Annotated in this window: 15 protein-coding genes and 1 riboswitch; of the genes, 9 read left to right on the top strand and 6 right to left on the bottom strand. The window is 70.8% G+C overall.

The genetic code is table 11. The features are described from left to right. Position 1: 1 nt before the first annotated feature. Positions 2 to 1,393, bottom strand: a complete 1,392-nt coding sequence (locus tag ACZ7C5_RS22295; protein ID WP_401089455.1) for an MFS transporter — start codon at positions 1,391 to 1,393, stop codon at positions 2 to 4. 855 nt (positions 1,394 to 2,248) lie between these two features. On the opposite strand from ACZ7C5_RS22295, the gene ACZ7C5_RS22290 reads away from it, so the two are divergent. Both ACZ7C5_RS22290 and ACZ7C5_RS22285 read left to right on the top strand, forming a co-directional pair. Continuing rightward, on the top strand, positions 2,249 to 6,133 hold the full coding sequence (locus ACZ7C5_RS22290; RefSeq protein ID WP_470323296.1) for a phosphodiester glycosidase family protein: 3,885 nt from the start codon (positions 2,249 to 2,251) through the stop codon (positions 6,131 to 6,133). 132 nt (positions 6,134 to 6,265) lie between these two features. Further along, a riboswitch (ZMP/ZTP riboswitch) is annotated at positions 6,266 to 6,351 on the top strand. Between the two features lie 47 nt (positions 6,352 to 6,398). Beyond that, on the top strand, positions 6,399 to 7,259 hold the full coding sequence (locus tag ACZ7C5_RS22285; protein WP_401089710.1) for a bifunctional 5,10-methylenetetrahydrofolate dehydrogenase/5,10-methenyltetrahydrofolate cyclohydrolase: 861 nt from the start codon (positions 6,399 to 6,401) through the stop codon (positions 7,257 to 7,259). Between the two features lie 20 nt (positions 7,260 to 7,279). Here the strand turns inward: ACZ7C5_RS22285 and ACZ7C5_RS22280 are convergent, their stop codons facing one another. Then, positions 7,280 to 8,005, bottom strand: coding sequence for a dienelactone hydrolase family protein (locus ACZ7C5_RS22280; protein ID WP_401089458.1), 726 nt, complete (start codon positions 8,003 to 8,005; stop codon positions 7,280 to 7,282). A gap of 201 nt (positions 8,006 to 8,206) precedes the next feature. Here ACZ7C5_RS22280 and ACZ7C5_RS22275 point away from each other — a divergent pair, with 201 nt between their 5' ends. Next, positions 8,207 to 8,512: a hypothetical protein gene (locus tag ACZ7C5_RS22275; protein WP_470323295.1), complete on the top strand. Its 306-nt coding sequence runs from the start codon at positions 8,207 to 8,209 to the stop codon at positions 8,510 to 8,512. A 71-nt stretch (positions 8,513 to 8,583) separates the two neighbouring features. On the opposite strand, the gene ACZ7C5_RS22270 is transcribed toward ACZ7C5_RS22275, so the two are convergent. Next, positions 8,584 to 9,378, bottom strand: a complete 795-nt coding sequence (locus ACZ7C5_RS22270; protein WP_401089462.1) for a pyridoxamine 5'-phosphate oxidase family protein — start codon at positions 9,376 to 9,378, stop codon at positions 8,584 to 8,586. A gap of 482 nt (positions 9,379 to 9,860) precedes the next feature. Here ACZ7C5_RS22270 and ACZ7C5_RS22265 point away from each other — a divergent pair, with 482 nt between their 5' ends. Continuing rightward, complete coding sequence (locus tag ACZ7C5_RS22265; protein WP_470323294.1) at positions 9,861 to 11,117, top strand: phosphatidylserine decarboxylase; 1,257 nt, start codon at positions 9,861 to 9,863, stop codon at positions 11,115 to 11,117. Positions 11,118 to 11,179: 62 nt separating this feature from the next. Next, entirely contained in the window at positions 11,180 to 12,550 is a 1,371-nt protein-coding gene (locus tag ACZ7C5_RS22260) for a S10 family serine carboxypeptidase-like protein (protein ID WP_401089466.1), read from the top strand. Positions 12,551 to 12,890: 340 nt separating this feature from the next. Here ACZ7C5_RS22260 and ACZ7C5_RS22255 read toward each other — a convergent pair whose 3' ends face one another. The 3 genes from ACZ7C5_RS22255 to ACZ7C5_RS22245 are packed head-to-tail and all read right to left on the bottom strand — an operon-like array spanning position 12,891 to position 14,492. Further along, a complete protein-coding gene (locus tag ACZ7C5_RS22255; protein ID WP_470323293.1) occupies positions 12,891 to 13,487 on the bottom strand; it encodes a hypothetical protein in 597 nt (198 codons plus the stop codon). A gap of 15 nt (positions 13,488 to 13,502) precedes the next feature. Further along, a complete protein-coding gene (locus ACZ7C5_RS22250) occupies positions 13,503 to 13,928 on the bottom strand; it encodes an ATP-binding protein (protein WP_401089470.1) in 426 nt (141 codons plus the stop codon). Positions 13,929 to 13,985: 57 nt separating this feature from the next. After that, on the bottom strand, positions 13,986 to 14,492 hold the full coding sequence (locus tag ACZ7C5_RS22245; protein WP_470323292.1) for an NUDIX domain-containing protein: 507 nt from the start codon (positions 14,490 to 14,492) through the stop codon (positions 13,986 to 13,988). 194 nt (positions 14,493 to 14,686) lie between these two features. Here ACZ7C5_RS22245 and ACZ7C5_RS22240 point away from each other — a divergent pair, with 194 nt between their 5' ends. From ACZ7C5_RS22240 to ACZ7C5_RS22225, 4 genes are all read left to right on the top strand, one after another. Further along, positions 14,687 to 15,559: a helix-turn-helix domain-containing protein gene (locus tag ACZ7C5_RS22240; protein ID WP_401089474.1), complete on the top strand. Its 873-nt coding sequence runs from the start codon at positions 14,687 to 14,689 to the stop codon at positions 15,557 to 15,559. Continuing rightward, on the top strand, positions 15,523 to 15,732 hold the full coding sequence (locus ACZ7C5_RS22235) for a DUF397 domain-containing protein (protein ID WP_401089476.1): 210 nt from the start codon (positions 15,523 to 15,525) through the stop codon (positions 15,730 to 15,732). Before ACZ7C5_RS22240 ends, ACZ7C5_RS22235 begins: the two co-directional genes overlap by 37 nt. Before the next feature lie 192 nt (positions 15,733 to 15,924). Next, positions 15,925 to 16,140: a DUF397 domain-containing protein gene (locus ACZ7C5_RS22230; protein WP_470323291.1), complete on the top strand. Its 216-nt coding sequence runs from the start codon at positions 15,925 to 15,927 to the stop codon at positions 16,138 to 16,140. After that, a partial coding sequence (locus tag ACZ7C5_RS22225; protein WP_470323290.1) for a DUF397 domain-containing protein occupies positions 16,133 to 16,338 on the top strand: 206 nt, incomplete at its 3' end. The genes ACZ7C5_RS22230 and ACZ7C5_RS22225, both read left to right, overlap by 8 nt.

The following is a 16,338-nucleotide window of genomic DNA, read 5'->3' as shown; positions in this document are numbered from 1 at the left end:
GTCAGCGCGCCGTCTGCGGCACGCGCTGGGCCGGGACGGAGCCCCGGGCGGTGCGCTGGGCGGCGGCGGAGGCGGGGGCGGCGCCGAGGGCGGTGCCCCGGGTCTCCTCGGCCCACAGGGCGCAGACCAGCAGGCCCAGGGCGGTGACCCCGGCGGCGATCAGCATGGTCGGGCCGGTGCCGAGCCCGGTCAGCGACAGCGGCAGCAGGTAGGTGCCGACGGCCGCGCCGATCCGGCTGACCGAGGTGGCCACGCCCACGGCGGTGGCCCGGATCTCGGTGGGGAACAGCTCGTTGGGGTAGGTCCAGTCGAGCACGTTGGGCCCGCCGCACAGGAACGCGTACGCGCACAGCGCCAGCAGGGCGACGGCGGCCGGGGCGGTGGGCCACACGCCCAGCAGCGCGAGCGGCACGGTCATCAGCGCGAAGGACCAGATGATGACGGGCCGGCGGCCGCGGGTGTCGATCAGGCGCAGCGCCGGGTAGCAGCCGAGCAGGAAGACCAGGCTGATCAGGCCGGTGCCGAGGGTCTCCATCACGGTGCCGCCCGGCATGCCGAAGGAGGAGAGGATCTGCGGGCCGAAGGTGAGCATCGCGAACAGCGGGGCGACCTGGCACAGGAAGAACAGTCCGCAGAACAGGGTGCGGCGCCGGTAGGGCGGGGTCATCAGCAGGCGCAGTCCGGTGGGAGCGCCGCGCTCGGCCGGTTCGGGCATCAGCTCCCGGCCGTCGACCTTGACCCCGAGGTGCTTCTCGACCACGCGCACCGCGTCGCCGACCCGCCCGTTGGCGGCCAGCCAGCGCGGCGACTCCGGCGAGCCGCGGCGGATCACCAGGAACACCACGCACAGCACCGTGGAACTCGCCAGCATCCAGCGCCAGCTGCCCGGGCCGGCCAGCTCCAGGAACAGGTAGCCCACCACGTAGGCGAGCACGGAGCCGGCGTACCAGGCGATGATCTGCTGCCCGAGGAGCCGGCCGCGCTGCTTGGACGGCAGCCACTCGGCGAGCAGTGAGGTGGCGATGGGGTAGTCGGCGGCCACGGCCATGCCGAGCACGAAGCGCAGCACGGCGATCGCCCACACCGTGTCCACCCAGAAGGAGAGCACCGAGCAGGCGACCATCACGAGCAGGTCGGCGGTGTACATCACCTCCCGGCCGATCTTGTCGGTCAGCACGCCGAAGAGCGCGCCGCCGACGAACATGCCGACCAGCGCGGCGGCGCCGATCAGGCTGACCTCGGCGGTGGACAGCCCGAGCTCAGGGCGCATCCCGATCAGGGCGACGCCGACGATGCTCAGGATGTAGCCGTCGAGCAGGGGCCCGCCCGAACAGGCGAGGGCCAGCCGACGGTGGAACGCGGTATACGGGGCGTTGTCGATGGTCTGGGACATGTGCTGGGGGTCCTCCGGAGCGTACGGCGCGCACTGCGCACCGTGCGCCGGGTAGACGGCAGGGAAAGACGCCGCCCACCTCGGACGGCGCCACCGCCCGGTCACAACGGGCGACCGTCCACGGTTGCCCCGCCTCCATGGGGCCGCCACCGGGCCGAAGGTCGAGCGGATTCATGACCAAGGTCCCGAAGCGGACGGGCCGTTCGCCCGTGCCGGAACGGCGCTCGGCCAGTCCTGCCGGGGCCCTCGCCACCGGGGGCCGCCGGCGGGCGCCGGAGGTGACCCTTCTCACCACGTGGCCCCGGCGGCCCCGGAACTGTGGCCCTTCCCACAGCGGGGCCGTGTCCGTGCGTACGGGAACGATCCCGCTGTGTCACCGGCGAGGCGTCGGTCGGGGCCCACCGGTGGCGGTTCGCGAGTCCGCCGTGCAGCCCGTCGCGCGGCCCGTCCGGCGCATGACCCCGGGGCCGACGTGCTCCTCGATCCCGATCGCGCGCAAGGGGACGACACCTTCCTGTGCGGCTCGTCCCGGAGGGAGCGAACAGCACGGTGGGCAGCCGAGACGGACCGCGAGTCCAGAATCCCGGACCCCGGCGCAGCGGCCGGGCCCCGTCCGCTTCATGGCGGTACGTCAGCTTTCCCGCCGGATCCGCCCGCCGGATCCCGCCTCCTGTTCGCGGCCCGGAGCGGGCCGGTTCACCGGGCCGTGGACTGGAGGCCGTCCGTGCACGGTTGGCTTCCTGCGACCTGGGAGGACACGCCCCCGGGTTGCACCGTCCGCGGGCGAACGGCCGATCCGGCGCCCCGCACGCCGCCGGAAGACCCCAGCCCGCCGCCGTACGAGGAGAGCCCCACATGTCACCCCCACCCGCCACCACCGCGCCCGCGCCCACCGCGCCCACCGGCACCCGCACCCGCACCCGCCGGCGCGGGCTGGGCGCGCTCGCACTGGCCACCGCGCTGGCCGCCGGCCTGCCCGGCCTCGCCACCCCCGCCTGGGCCGCCCCCGCACCCGCCCCGGCCAAGGACGCGGCCAAGCCCGCCGACCCCGGCCTGGTCCTGGACCGCCCGGGCGAGTCGGTGGTCACCCGCCGCGACGTCACCCCGATCGCCCCCGGCCTGACCATGACCTCCTTCGACCGCCTCGGCGGCGCCGGCTGGATCCGCGGCAAGGTCCTCGTCGCCGACCTGGACACCAAGGGCCTGAGCGTCGACTACCTGTCCTCCGGCAAGGTGACCACCCGCCAGACCGTCACCGAGATGGCCCGCGGCGCCGGCGCCGTCGCCGCGATCAACGGCGACTACTTCGACATGAACGCCTCCGAAGCCCCCCTCGGCGTCGGCGTCTCCCGCCAGGACGGCCTGATCCAGGCCCCCGTCGAAGGCTGGAACCAGGCCGTCACCGTCGGCACCGACGGCCTGGCCCGGATGGCCCAGGTCTTCCTGGAGGGCCACGCGAGCCTGCCCGGCGGCCGCGAGGCCACCCTCACCGGCGTCAACACCTACGGCCTGCCCGCCGACGGCATCGGCGTGTTCACCCCCGCCTGGGGCGACGCCACCCGCGCCCACGTCGCGAACGGCTCCGCCGAGGTCGTCGAGGTCGAACTGCGCGACGGCAAGGTCACCGCCGTCCGCGACACCCTCGGCGCCGCCGTCCCCGAGGGCGCCACCGTCCTGGTCGGCCGCGACGCCGGCGCCCGCACCCTGCGCGACCTCAAGCCCGGCGACCAGGTCTCCGTCGGCTACCGCCCGCGCGCCTCCTTCGGCGAGGTCGCCGTCGCGGTCGGCGGCTACCAGGTCCTGGTCGCCGACGGCGTCGCCCAGCGCTCCGGCGAGAACGACGGCAACGAACTCAACGCCCGCACCGCCGTCGGCTTCTCCGCCGACAACCGCCGCATGTACCTCGTCTCCATCGACGGCCGCCAGGCCGACAGCCCCGGCATCAACCTGCCCGACCTCGCCGTCCTGATGCGTGACATGGGCGCCCACAACGCCCTCAACATGGACGGCGGCGGCTCCGCCGCCATGGCCGCCCGCCTGCCCGGCGCCGGCCAGGCCGGCACCGTCAGCAACCCCTCCGACAACGGCGGGGAACGCGCCGTCGCCAACGGCCTCGGCCTGTTCTCCACCCCCGGCTCCGGCCGGACCAAGGGCTTCCGGCTGCGCCCCGCCGAGACCGTGGACACCGCCGCCCGCGTCTTCCCCGGCCTGCACCGCACCGTGCGCGCCCTGCCCCACGACGAGGCCTACGGCGCCGTCACCGCCACAGTGCCCGCCACCGCCTGGTCCACCGCCACCGGCGCCAAGGTCACCGTCGAGGGCCGCGGCCTGGACGCCGTCGTCACCGGCCGCGAATCCGGCCCCGCCGAGGTCGCCGTCACCGCCAAGGGCGCCGACAGGTCCGTCCTGCCGCTCACCGTGCTCGGCCCCGCCGTACGCATCACCGCCGGCAACGAACCGATCGGCCTCGAAGGCACCGGCACCACCGCCGGCCTCACCGTCACCGGCTACGACGCACTCGGCCACGCCGCACCCGTCGAAGCCGCCGACGTCAAGGTCACCGGCGGCGAGGGCGTCGTCGAGGCCGGCGCCGCCGCCGACGGCACCATCACCCTCAAGGCCCTGGCCGACGGCAGGTCCGCCACCCTCAGACTGACGGTCGGCACCCTGGAGACCGCCGTCGCCGTCACCGTCGGCATGACCGAGAAGCCCTTCGCCGACTTCTCCGACGCCGCCGCCTGGAAGTCCGGCAACGACCGCGCCCCCGGCGGCTCGGTCGCCCCCGCCGCCGGCCCCGACGGCACCCACGGCCTGCGCCTGACCTACGACTTCACCCAGTCCACCGGCACCCGCGGCCAGTACGCCATCGCCCCCGAGGGCATCGTGCTGCCCGGCCAGCCCCGCTCCGTCAGCATGTGGATCGAAGGCGACGGCAACGGCGCCTGGCCGCGCGTCCAGTACCGCACCGCCGCCGGCGTCACCGCCAACCTCGACGCCCCGATGGTCACCTGGAACGGCTGGCGCAAGGTCGAATTCCCCATCCCCGCAGGCGTCCAGTACCCGCTGACCTTCCAGCGCTTCCGCCTGATGGAGACCGGCGCCGCCCGCTCCTACAGCGGCGCCCTCACCCTCGCCGACCTGCGCGTCAAGGTCGCCCCCGACGTCGAACTGCCCGTCCAGCCCAAGGTCACCGACCCCGTCGTGCTCACCCACGGCACCGTCGACGGCCGCCAGTTGCGCGTCGCCGTCATGTCCGACGCCCAGTTCATCGCCCGCAGCCCCGACAGCGACATCGTCCAGGCCGCCCGCCGCACCCTGCGCGACATCGCCGCCGCCAAGCCCGAACTGCTCGTCATCGACGGCGACTTCGTCGACGAGGCGTCCCCCGCCGACTTCGCCCTCGCCCGCAAGCTCCTCGACGAGTTCGACCAGCTCACCGGACGCACCATCCCCTGGCACTACGTGCCCGGCAACCACGAGGTGATGGGCCCCGGCACCATCGACAACTTCAAGGCCGCCTTCGGCGACACCACCCAGGTGTTCGACGTCAAGGGCACCCGCTTCGTCACCCTGAACAGCTCGCTCGGCACCCTGCGCGGCAGCGGCTTCGACCAGATCGCCACCCTGCGCAACGCCCTGGACGGCGCCGCCAAGGACCCGTCCATCACCGGCCTGCTGCTCTTCGAACACCACCCCACCCGCGACCCGCTGCCCGACCAGGGCAGCCGGCTCAGCGACCGCAAGGAAGCCGCCCTCGTCGAGCAGTGGCTCGCCGACCTCCGCACCAAGGGCAAGTCCGCCGCCATGGTCACCGGCCACGTCGGCGCCTTCCACGCCCAGAGCATCGACGGCGTCCCGCACCTGATCAACGGCAACTCCGGCAAGGGCCCCGCCTCCGAACCCGACCGCGGCGGCTTCACCGGCTGGACGATGCTCGGCATCAACCCCACCGCCGGCAAGGTCACCGACCCCTACGCCGTCACCGACGACACCTCCGCCTGGCTGCGCGCCGAGGTCCGCGCCCGCGCCGACGCCGTCGACCTCAAGGCCCCCACCGCGCTCGGCCTGCTCGAAGCCGCGCCGGTCAACGCCACCTTCACCCAGGACGGCGAGCGCACCGTGCCCGTCGCCTGGCCCGTCACCGCCCAGTGGGGCGGCACCGGCGTCCACATCGGCACCGCCGCGAGCGCCCCGCGCGGCGCCCTCGCCGCCTACGACCCGGCCACCGGCACCCTGACCGGGCTGCGCCCGGGCCGCGGCACGCTGAGCGTCACCGTCGGCGGGGTGAAGGCCGAACAGCCGCTCACCGTCGGCGCGGTGCCCGCCTGCACCACCACCGTGCGCGGCAAGCACTCCTCGCTCGCCGTCACCGCGGGCGTCACCTGCCTGGAGGGCGCGAGCATCGACGGACCGGTCCTGGTCCAGCCCGGCGCCGCCCTGATCGCGGTGGACTCCACCGTCAACGGCCCGCTCTCCGCCCGCGGCGCGAGCACCCTGGTGCTGACCGACACCACCGTCAACGGCCCCGTCGCCGTCAGCGGCACCACCGGCACCACGGCGATCCTGCGCGGCACCGTCGCCGGGCCGCTGCACGTCGCCCTGAACAAGGGCGCCACCCTGCTGGCCGGCACCACCGTGCGCGGCCCGCTGGACTGCGCCGGCAACACCCCCGACCCGGTGAACGGCGGCATCGCCAACACCGTGAACGGGCCGAAGGGCGGTCAGTGCGCCAAGTTGTGACGGATCGTCAGAAATGAACGGTCGGAAGTGAATCTCCAGTGATGCACCGCAGGCCCGGACCGCTCCTCGCGGCCCGGGCCTGCGGCCTTCCCGGAAACTTTCGAGCGGGAACCGTCCGTACGGGCTATCGTGGTCGCGGGCCGTGACTGGCGCTGAGGTGGAGAACCACCGGGGAGCGGCCTGACACCCCGTCGATGCCGTGCGCCTGGGCACCCATTGTGGAGCTCGGGAGTGGCACGTGGTGCAGACACAGCAGGCGCGGCTGATGAACGGCACGGATCTCGCCCGCCGGATCATCGAGACCAGCGCGGCAACCGCCGAGGACATCCGCCACCGCACCGGCACGTCGCCGTGCCTGGCGACCGTCCTGGTGGGGGAGGACCCGGCCTCGGTCACCTACGTCCGGATGAAGCAGGCCCGTTGCGCGAAGGCCGGCATCCGCTCGCGGCATGTCGCCCTCCCCGCCTCGGTGAGCACCGCCGGGCTGGTGGAGGCCGTCACCGAGTTGTCCGAGGACCCGGACGTGCACGGCATCCTGCTCCAACACCCGGTCGGGCCGCACCTCGACGAGCGCGCCGCGTTCGAGGCGATCGCCCCCGGCAAGGACGTCGACGGGGTCACCACGCACTCCTTCGCCGCGACGGCCTTCGGACTGCCCGGCTTCGTCTCCTGCACGCCCGGAGGGATCATGCGCCTGCTGGACGAATACGACGTCGACCTCACCGGCAAGCACGCCGTCGTGGTGGGACGCAGCCCCATCCTCGGCAAGCCCGCCGGCCTGCTCCTGCTCGGACGGGACGCCACCGTCACCTACTGCCACTCCCGCACCGTCGGCCTGCCCGCGATCGTGCGCGAGGCCGACGTCCTGGTCGCCGCCGTCGGCCTCCCGCGCTTCATCGAGGGGGCGGACGTCAAGCCCGGCGCCGTGGTGGTCGACGCGGGCTACAACCCGGGCAACGTCGGGGACGTCGACTTCGGGACCGCCCGCCATCGGGCGAGCCTGATCACCCCCGTGCCCGGCGGCGTCGGCCCGATGACCATCGCCGTCCTCCTCGCCCAGACCGTCGAGGCCGCCGCACGCCAACTCGCCCTGCCTGCACCGGCCCCCGCTCCCTCCAGGCCCTGACGCTCCGCCCCGCCCCCGGTTCACTCCGTCACGGGCAGGCACTCCGCGAGCAGGCCGACGATGTCGCGCCACGCCCGCCGCGCGTGCAGCGGGTGGTGGCCGACGCCGGGCAGCACCTCCTGGTCGACCATCGGGTGGTGGAAGGCGTGCAGCGCGCCGCCGTAGACCACCAGGCGCCAGTCGACGCCCGCGTCCTGCATCTCGGCGGCGAAGGCCTCCCGCTGCGCGGGCGGCATGATCGGATCCTCCGACCCGACCCCGGCCCACACCGGGCAGCGGATGCGCGCCGCCTCGCCCGGGCGGCCCGTGGTCACCGCGTTGACCGTCCCGATCGCCCGCAGGTCGACCCCGTCGCGCCCGAGTTCCAGCACGACGGCGCCCCCGGTGCCGTAGCCGATGCCGGCGATCCGCTCGGGGTCGGTCCGGGGCTCGGCCCGCAGCACGTCCAGTGCCGCATGGCCGATGTCCCGCAGCCGCTCGGGGGCGGCGAGCAGCGGGAGCACGTGCGCCAGCATCTCCTGCGGATCGGTGAACCAGCGCCCGCCGTTGATGTCGAACGCCAGCGCCACGTACCCCAGTTCGGCGAGGGCGTCGGCGCGGCGGCGCTGGAAGTCGTTCAGGCCAGGACCCTCGGGCCCGACCAGCACCGCGGGCCCGCGGCCGCTCCCGGCGGGCAGCGCGAGGTGCCCGACCATCGTCAGTCCGTCGGCGGGGTACTCGACCGTGCGTGTGGTGACCGTCGTCATGTCACCGGACTGTAGTGGCGGTTGGGGTCCATGCGGGCCCGCCTTGGCTGTCGGCAGAGCGGCGGGCCGTGGCGCCGTACGCCGCGGCTGCCCACGCAAACGGGAGGGCCGACCGCCAGTTGTGTCACCGGTGGGTACATCCGGTCGCATCTTCGGCATGCTGACCGCACACGTGATCCGGATACGGCAAGGGAGATGGCCATGCGTCGAATCGCGGCTCTGGGTACGGGGGCGGCACTGCTGGTGGCCGCCGGTGTGATGGCGGCGCCGGGGGCGGCGGCGACCTCGTACTGCAGCACCACCCAGGGGACGAACTGGGGGTCGGTGAGCTGCCAGACCACCGCCACGAAGAACCACTGGCAGCTGGTGCTGGTCTGCAACAACGACAACGTCAAGGGCAACCAGACGACGGTCCTCGGCTCCTGGCACATGGGCAACGGGACCGACACCCTCTACTGTCCGACCGGCTACAGCACGGCCTACACCAAGGTGAACAACGACAACTGACCTTCCGGGCAAGGGTGTTCGGCCCCCAACATCGAAGGCGGGGGCCGACACCCTGCCCGCGGTGCCGTGTCCTACGTGGCCTTGTGGTTCTTGACGAGGTCCTGGACGGACTTGGGGACGGGGGTGCCCTGCTTGACGCGCTTGTCGGGGACGGGGTCGCCGTAGGTCTGGTGCAGGGCGAGGACACCGCCCCAGGCGTTGGGGTAGTCCCAGTCCCGCTGGGTTTCGTGTTCGGGCCCGTCGGGGTGGGTCGCCAGTTTGGCGTGAACGGTCGTGCCCTCCTCACCGAGGTCGACGGAGAGGACTCCGGTGGTGGGGCTGTGCTGCCCGTCCGTGTTCAGGTCCTTGTCGTCGATGGGGCGCAGCTCGCTCCAGCGCCCGGGGATGATCTGGTCGCTCAGCGCTTGGAAGGCCTTCGCGCGCTCGGAGGGGCCGACCTTCCTGGCGACGCCGTTGACGACGACGGAGCGGTAGTTGAGGGAGGTGCTGATGGCCGCGCGTCCGACGACGAGGCCGTCGACGAGGGTGACGGCCAGGCTGACGGACACGCCGTCATCGCTCCACAGGTGCTTCAGCGAGACCGGGATCCCGGTCGGGTAGTAGATGGACCCGTGCAGGTAGAGGAGTCTCCTGCCGCCTTCCTCGTGGTAGGCGTAGACCATGGGGACGCACCGCGGCCTGATCGTCAGCCGGTCGCCCGGGGTGCTGATCTCCAGGTGTGCGGCGGTGCAGACGAAGCCGGCCTTGAGGACGGGGGCCCAGTCCTTCGGGTCGGTGCTCACCTGCGTCCTCTTGATCGACACCGTGGCGTCCGACGGTCCTGTGGCGGTGCCCGGTTCCTGGGGCGTGGCGGGCGTGGTGGACATGGCGGCTCCTTCACGACGGGGGACGGGGGTGGCCCGGCTCCGCCGGCGACGGGAGCGGGCCCGGAACACTGGTCATGACTACGGCACGGCGGGCGCCCGACGGGCTCCAACGTGCGCGCGGCGGTGGCGGATCACCCCGCCAGAGCAACGGCCCCCGCAGGCCGCGACCGCGGGACGCCGGGACGTTCCGATGCGCCATCCGGCCGTCCGCCGTTGGAAGGGGAGCGCCTCGCGGTCGTGGCCGGCAGCCTCCACCGGTCGGCTGACGGGGGCCGGTCGCCACGACCGGAAGAACGTTTCGGCTCTTCCGGTCGGCCGCCGGAGGAGGCAATTCCTCATATCAGCAAGGGAATTCACGGACCGGTGACGCCCATGTGTGTCCGCCCCGGCCGCTGGCCGGGGCGGAGCCATACTCGTGGACGCCGAGACCAGAGAGGTGATCCGAAAGGGGACGCCTCCGCGGCGGACGCGAAAGGGAGAGCATGCCGGACAACGGTGAATTCTCGAAGTCACTCAAAGAGTTCCTCGACAAGATCGGCGACTGGTACCGCGACAATCACGAGGGCTTCAGGACCCTGTTCGACGCGACGATCGCCAACGTGGTGAAGTGCCCGGCCGACCCGACCGATCCCGATGGAAAGAAGGTGTACTACGACTGGCGGGGGGCGACGATCGAGACGCTGAAGAAGTTCTTCACGGACTGGTACGACGACTGGTACAAGACGAAGCCCAACGACGGCCTGGACTACATCGAGAAGTTCAGCTGGCTCACCTACGAGAACGACTACGGGATGGTCTTCATGACCTGTGGTCCCGGCCTGGAGATGACCAAGGACTTCACCAATCTCCAGGGCGGTCAGATGGACGACAAGGGGAAGGAGGGGCAGGATCTCATCAAGCTCTGGCGCACTGAACTCGGCACGAGGATGGACGACTTCGAGCAGGGCCCCTGGGACACCTTCAACCGGTTCTTCATCCGTGAGCTGCGGGACCCGTCGGTACGCCCGGTCGACGCCCCGGGCGACGACAGCGTCGTGGTCGCCCCGACCGACTGCGTCATCAACATGATCGTCGACGACCTGGCCGAGGAGACGCCGATCCCGGTCAAGACCGTCACCATGAACGTCAAGCAGCTGCTCGCCGGTTCCGAGTACTACAAGAAGTTCGTCCCCAGAGAGGAGGACGGCAGCACGCTGCCCGGAGGCACGGCCGTTTCGTGCATCCTGATGCCCGACACCTACCACTGGTACCACGCGCCGGTGAAGGGCGAGGTCGTGGAGTCCCACGACGACGTCCACGGGATCTACTACGGAATGCGGGACTTCCCCGAGCTCCTCAACAAGGGGAACGTCGGTTACGGGTTCGACTACGAGATGTTCGACAACTTCCGCCGCGGCTACCTCGTCTTCAGGACGAACTTCACCGACCCCAAGGGGAAGCAGCACGAGACGTACGTGGCGATGGTGACCGTCGGCCTCAACTCGATCGGCTCCGTGCAGTACGAACCGGAGTTCAAGAACCCCCAGAAGCCCGTTGCGGTGGCGAAGGGTCAGAAGATCGGGAACTTCCAGTACGGCGGCTCCCTGAACATCCTGCTGTTCGAGTACGGCCGCTTCCCGGCCCTGCAACTGCACATGGGGCAGCGCATCGGCACCCTGGAGGCCCCGGAGCGTACGAAGGGGCTGTTCACCGGCTCGTACCACACGCAGTCCCGCCGGGGCATCCCGTTCGCCCGTTGAACCCGTCGATCCCGTTGATCCGGTCGATCCCGCCGATCCGCTCCCGAACGAAGGACCGAACCATGGACCCGGAAGACCTCGTCACGTCGATCCCGGCGAACCTCCTCGACACCCAGAGCCTCGACCTGTACACCAAGGACACCAAGAGGCTCCGCTCCTACGCGGGGCGCGTACGGCTCGACGGCACGGGCACCAGGAAGAACCACCTCTTCTACTGGTTCTTCGAGAGCCAGACCTGTAGCCCCCACGTGCCCGTCTCCGAGCAACAGGACCTGGTCAGCGCCACGCCGCTGCTGATCTGGCTCAACGGAGGCCCCGGCGCCTCCTCGCTGGTGGGGCTCTTCCTGGAGAACGGCCCGCTGACCATCACCGAGGACAGCGTCGGGACCGTGTCGCTGACCACCACCGGCTGGAACAAGGAGGCGCACGTCGTCTACTGGGACCAGCCCCTGGGCACCGGATACACCCACTCCGACAAGCCCGAGGAGTACGTCCGGGACGAGGCCGAGCTCGGCCACATGTTCTGGCAGGCGCTCCAGGAGTTCTTCCGGCTGCACCCCGAGTACGCGAAGTGCCCGCTGTACGTCTGCGGCGAGAGCTACGCCGGCAAGTACGTGCCGGCGATCGCCCTGGAGATCGACAAGCAGAACGGGCAGAAGAAGGGACGGCACCTCGACCTGCGCGGGATCGCGGTGGGCAACGGCTGGATCACGCCCGAACTCTCACTGGGCCTCATGATCGACTACGCCTACACCACCGGGTTCATCGGCATCGGCCAACGCGAGGAACTGCTCCGGGACTACGCGAACGTCCAGGCCGAGATCAAGGAAGGCAGCATGGTCCAGGCCACCAAGGACGGCAACGCCCTGGTGGACAAGACCCTGGCCTACGGCGGGAACTTCGACGTCTACGACGTCCGGCGGTGGAACGGCCTCCCCTGGGAGACGATGAAGAAGTACCTGACCAGCGAGCCCGTCAAGAAGGCCCTGCACGTGCCCGGGGTCGAGTGGACGTGCGAGGACAACAGCGGCCCGGTGGCCGACAACCTGGCAGCCGACAACATGGCGGACGCGTCCGACAAGTACGGCGACCTCATCGACAGGAGCGACGGGGACTCCAAGCGCTACAAGGTGCTGCTCTACACCGGGAACTTCGACACCGCCTGCGGCTACCGGAGCACCGAGGAGATCCTCGACGCACTCATGCGGGAGCGCGACCCGAAGTGGCACAGCGCGCCCCGCCTGATCTGGAAGCAGTCGCCGGGCGACCCCAAGGGCTTCGTCCGCCAACTCGGCAACCTGACGCAGGTGGCCATCCCCGACTCCGGTCACGAGGTGCCGGCCTACCAGCCGGAGATCTGCCGGGAGATGCTCTACAACTGGCTCTTCGACCGCCCCTTCCCCGGGCACGACCCGCAGGGACCGCTCGCGTAGCGGACCGGCGACGGCGCCGGGGAGGCGGCAGGACGGCAGGACGGCAGGACGGCAGGGCGGCACCGCGGACTGCACCGCGGTGGCGCCCTGCCGTGCGTGGCGCCACCGGCACGGGGTGGTCGGCGTTGGCCGTGCTGGTACTTCGCTCCCTGAGTTGCTTCTTCACACCGCTTGCCTGCCTGTGGACTCCGGAACCCGCGATCACGGGGGCGGCGAGAGCCACTTGGTACGACGCTCGCCCTCTCCCGGAGTCCTCGGCGGCCGGACGGCATCGAGGTGGGCGGGTGCGTGAGAAGTCGGTGGGGCCGACTTCTGGTGTGTGGGGCGGGGGTTGCCGGGTCTACCGCCGGCCCGGTGCGTGGGAAGTCGGTGGGGTCGACTTCTGGTGCTGGATGGTGGCTTGGGTGCGGCAGTGGACGAGGGCGTAGATGATGCGGCGGTCGGGGTTGGGGGTGGTGGCGAGGAGTTCGCCGGCCGCGACGAGGGTGGTCCAGTACCGGGCGGGGTTGCCGGTGCGGGGCAGGGGGCGGGCGGCGGCGAGGGAGAGGTAGGCGGTGGTGAGGTTGCCGGTGGTGATCCAGCGCTGGAGGCCGTGCTGGTGGCCGGCCCGGATGCCGCCCATGGCGTCGATGGCGGTCAGGAACAGGTTGACGATGGCGAGTTCGGTGTCGGTGAGGGACTTGGGGATGTCGAAGATGCCGAGGGCTTCGAGGACTTCGCCGGTGTCGGTTTCGGAGTTCGGGCGGGGGTCGGCGAGGAGGGTGTCGTGGCAGTCGGTGAGGCGGCGGGTGGTTTCGGCGAGGGGGATGGTGAGGGCGAGGCAGACGGCGCGGGCGGAGTGCAGGGGCTTGCCGGAGCGCTTGGCGAGGAGGGCGTAGGTGGCGGCGGGGGTGTGGCCGCGGGTGAGGGCGTGGCGGGCGAGGGTGGTGAGGTTCATGAGGGGGTTGGGCTTTCAGGCGGTGGTGGTGGCGGGGGTGATGAGGGCCCAGGTGAACTTGCCGATGCCGTCGGGGAGGGTGGCGCTGCCCCAGTGGTGGGCGAGTTCGTTGACGAGGAGGAGTCCGCGTCCGTGCTCCGCGTCGAGGGTGGGGGTGTGGAGGGTGGGGTGTTCGGTGCCGGCGTCGTGGACTTCGAGGCGCAGGAGGTGGTCGGGGGTGAGGGTGAAGCGGATCTCGATGTGGTGGTCGTCGGGGGTGTGGGTGTGCTGGACGGCGTTGGCGAAGAGTTCGCTGAGGAGGAGTTCGGCGGTGTCGGTGTAGCGGTCGCCGTCGGGGAGGCCGGAGAGGTAGGCGCGGAGCAGGTACCGGGCCAGGGGCGTGGATTCGGTGCGGGAGTCGAGGCGCGCGACGAACATGCGGGGGCGGCGGGCGGTGAGCATGGGGGTACCTCGGGGGGAGGGGTGTGAAGGGGGGTTGTTGCCGGTCGGGGGATGTGGTCAGCCGATCGGGACGGGGGCGCCCTGGATGAGGAGGGGGAGGCCGGCCCCGTGTTCCCAGGCGTCCCAGGCGTCTTCGACGCGGCGGTAATGGTCGTCGGTCATGGCGTGGTGGAGACCGGAGCGGGGGATCCAGTGGAGGGTGCGGATCCGCTGCGGGGGCTGGTGGTGGCGGAGGGTGTGGGCTTGTCGGGGTGTGAGCATTCCGCCCGCGTAGACGAGGTCGAGGGCTTCGGGGGTGTCGGTGGCGGGGGTGTAGTCGATGGTGAGGATGGTGCGCAGGGGGAGGACGAGGCCGGTTTCGGTTTCGAGGTGCCGGCGGGCTGCGAGGTGGGGGAGTTCGTCCTGTTCGGCGGGGCCGCCGGGGAGGGTGAGGCCGTCCGTGTCGATGGGTTCGACGAGGAGGACGGAGAGGTCGTGCGAGCCGTCGGGGTCCTCGCGGAGGACGAGGGTGTGGTGGCCCGAGCGGCGGGTGGGGGGCTTGGTCGTGATGCGGGTCGTTCTCAACTCTGCTCCAGGCATGAGGGTTTGACTGTCACAGCGGCCGACGGTGCGACTTCCCGCAGGGCATGGGGAAATTTCCGTAGATTGCGCTGCGCGTCCGGCAAATCACCGGGTGTAGCCATAGTGGTGGTTCATCCCCTACGATCGGAACCTGGCCTGAATCTTGAAGTCAGTGCTCGGCAAGTAGGTGAAGATCAATGAACCTCAAAGAACTTGATCCAACGTCAGGCCCATGGGCGCCTTTTGGAGTGCAACTCCGCAGGTCGCGCAAGGCCGCTGGCCTCACACAAGCTCAGTTGGCGAGACTCGTGGGGGTCGATCCCTCCTATGTCTCCTACGCCGAACTTGCTCCGCCCGACCGGACCCCTCCCAGTGAGAAGTTCGCGCGCGATGCCGACCGGGTGCTTGAGACCGGGGGGACCCTGCTGCTGATGTGGCTCCAGGTCAAGCACTCGGCATTGCTGGAGGGCTTCCCCGAGTTCGCAAATCAGGAGCAGAGTGCCACGGAGATAAGGATCTACGAGGCTGGAGTCATCCCAGGACACTTCCAGATTGAGCCCTATGCCCGGGCTCTGGCAGTCGGTGATGTCCGGCGGGGGACGATCACTCAGCAGCAGGCTGACGAGCGAGTAACCTACCTGCTCACGCGGCAACAGCTACTCCTCCAACGCGTCCGGCCGCCACTGGTGCATGCTGTACTGGACGAGAGTTGCCTGCACCGCCCTATCGGTGGCCGCGAGGTGATGATGGCTCAGCTTGCACGGCTGGAGGAGCTGTATGCCGTCAGCAATGTGATTATTCAAATTGCGCCGTTCGCGCTGGCGGAAGAACGTCCCTTCGCCTTGCCGATCGTGCTCTTGACTCTCTCCGACCGGTCTCTCCTGGGCTACTCGGAATCCGAGGGGCGAAGCCACCTTGAGCGGGACACCGAACGGCTCGCCCTCTGGAGGAAACACTACGATCGACTCCAAGTGGGAGCGCTGTCCGAGACGGCGACTCTCGAATGGATGCGCGCTGCTCGGAAAGGGATCGAATGTCCGACATCAACTTGGCCACTGCCCATTGGGTGAAGGCGAGCTACAGCCAGCAAGGCGGCAACTGCCTTGAGGTTGCGCGCGGCTCTCGTGACGTGATGCCTGTCCGTGACTCGAAGGACCCTCAGGGCCCGGCGCTCGTCTTCCGAGCCGAGGCCTGGGCGTCGTTCGTCGCTGCCGTCCGTGGCGGCGAGTTCGGCGATGTCTGATCCAGCGCCTTGAACCGCAGGCCCGGGCCGTTCAGGGCCCGGGCCTGCGGTCTTGGGGTATGGCTGGTGTGCTGGGCTTCTGTTGGGGTACGGGTGGGTAAGGAAGCCTGGGCGTGCGATCGACTCCAGGTCACCGCGTTCAGCCGGCCGGACGGTCTGGCGTGATCCGGGCGGCATGGAAGGGGCTGGACCATGCATGACCCAGCGGGCGCCAAGTGGCGCAAGAGCATCTACAGCAACGGGCAGGGCGGCTGCGTCGAGGTGGATGATGCGCACCCGGGCAGGGTTCGTGACTCGAAGGACCCTCAGGGCCCGGCGCTTGTCTTCCGAGCCGATGCCTGGGCGTCGTTCGTGGCTGCTGTCCGTAGTGGTGAGTTCGGTGAAGTCCGGGAGGGGCACCATGGTTGACCGGGTGGACCTGTCCAGTGCTTCGTGGGTGAAGTCGACGTACAGCCAACAGGGCGGTGCCTGCCTTGAGGTTGCGCGCGGCTCTCGTGACCTGATGCCTGTGCGTGACTCGAAGGACCCTCAGGGCCCGGCGCTTGTCTTCCGAGCCGATGCCTGGGCGTCGTTCGTGGCTGCTGTCCGTAGTGGTGAGTTCGGTGA

Source organism: Kitasatospora sp. NPDC036993 (assembly GCF_055607525.1).
The sequence above is the reverse complement of the archived record's forward strand: the minus strand, read 5'-3'. Positions and strand labels throughout refer to the sequence as shown.

Excerpts from the sequence above, each read along its gene's own strand:
- ACZ7C5_RS22295 (WP_401089455.1), bottom strand. The coding sequence starts at position 1,393 with ATGTCCCAGACCATCGACAACGCCCCGTATACCGCGTTCCACCGTCGG.
- ACZ7C5_RS22290 (WP_470323296.1), top strand. The coding sequence starts at position 2,249 with ATGTCACCCCCACCCGCCACCACCGCGCCCGCGCCCACCGCGCCCACC.
- ACZ7C5_RS22285 (WP_401089710.1), top strand. The coding sequence starts at position 6,399 with ATGAACGGCACGGATCTCGCCCGCCGGATCATCGAGACCAGCGCGGCA.
- ACZ7C5_RS22280 (WP_401089458.1), bottom strand. The coding sequence starts at position 8,005 with ATGACGACGGTCACCACACGCACGGTCGAGTACCCCGCCGACGGACTG.
- ACZ7C5_RS22275 (WP_470323295.1), top strand. The coding sequence starts at position 8,207 with ATGCGTCGAATCGCGGCTCTGGGTACGGGGGCGGCACTGCTGGTGGCC.
- ACZ7C5_RS22270 (WP_401089462.1), bottom strand. The coding sequence starts at position 9,378 with ATGTCCACCACGCCCGCCACGCCCCAGGAACCGGGCACCGCCACAGGA.
- ACZ7C5_RS22265 (WP_470323294.1), top strand. The coding sequence starts at position 9,861 with ATGCCGGACAACGGTGAATTCTCGAAGTCACTCAAAGAGTTCCTCGAC.
- ACZ7C5_RS22260 (WP_401089466.1), top strand. The coding sequence starts at position 11,180 with ATGGACCCGGAAGACCTCGTCACGTCGATCCCGGCGAACCTCCTCGAC.
- ACZ7C5_RS22255 (WP_470323293.1), bottom strand. The coding sequence starts at position 13,487 with ATGAACCTCACCACCCTCGCCCGCCACGCCCTCACCCGCGGCCACACC.
- ACZ7C5_RS22250 (WP_401089470.1), bottom strand. The coding sequence starts at position 13,928 with ATGCTCACCGCCCGCCGCCCCCGCATGTTCGTCGCGCGCCTCGACTCC.
- ACZ7C5_RS22240 (WP_401089474.1), top strand. The coding sequence starts at position 14,687 with ATGAACCTCAAAGAACTTGATCCAACGTCAGGCCCATGGGCGCCTTTT.
- ACZ7C5_RS22235 (WP_401089476.1), top strand. The coding sequence starts at position 15,523 with ATGTCCGACATCAACTTGGCCACTGCCCATTGGGTGAAGGCGAGCTAC.
- ACZ7C5_RS22230 (WP_470323291.1), top strand. The coding sequence starts at position 15,925 with ATGCATGACCCAGCGGGCGCCAAGTGGCGCAAGAGCATCTACAGCAAC.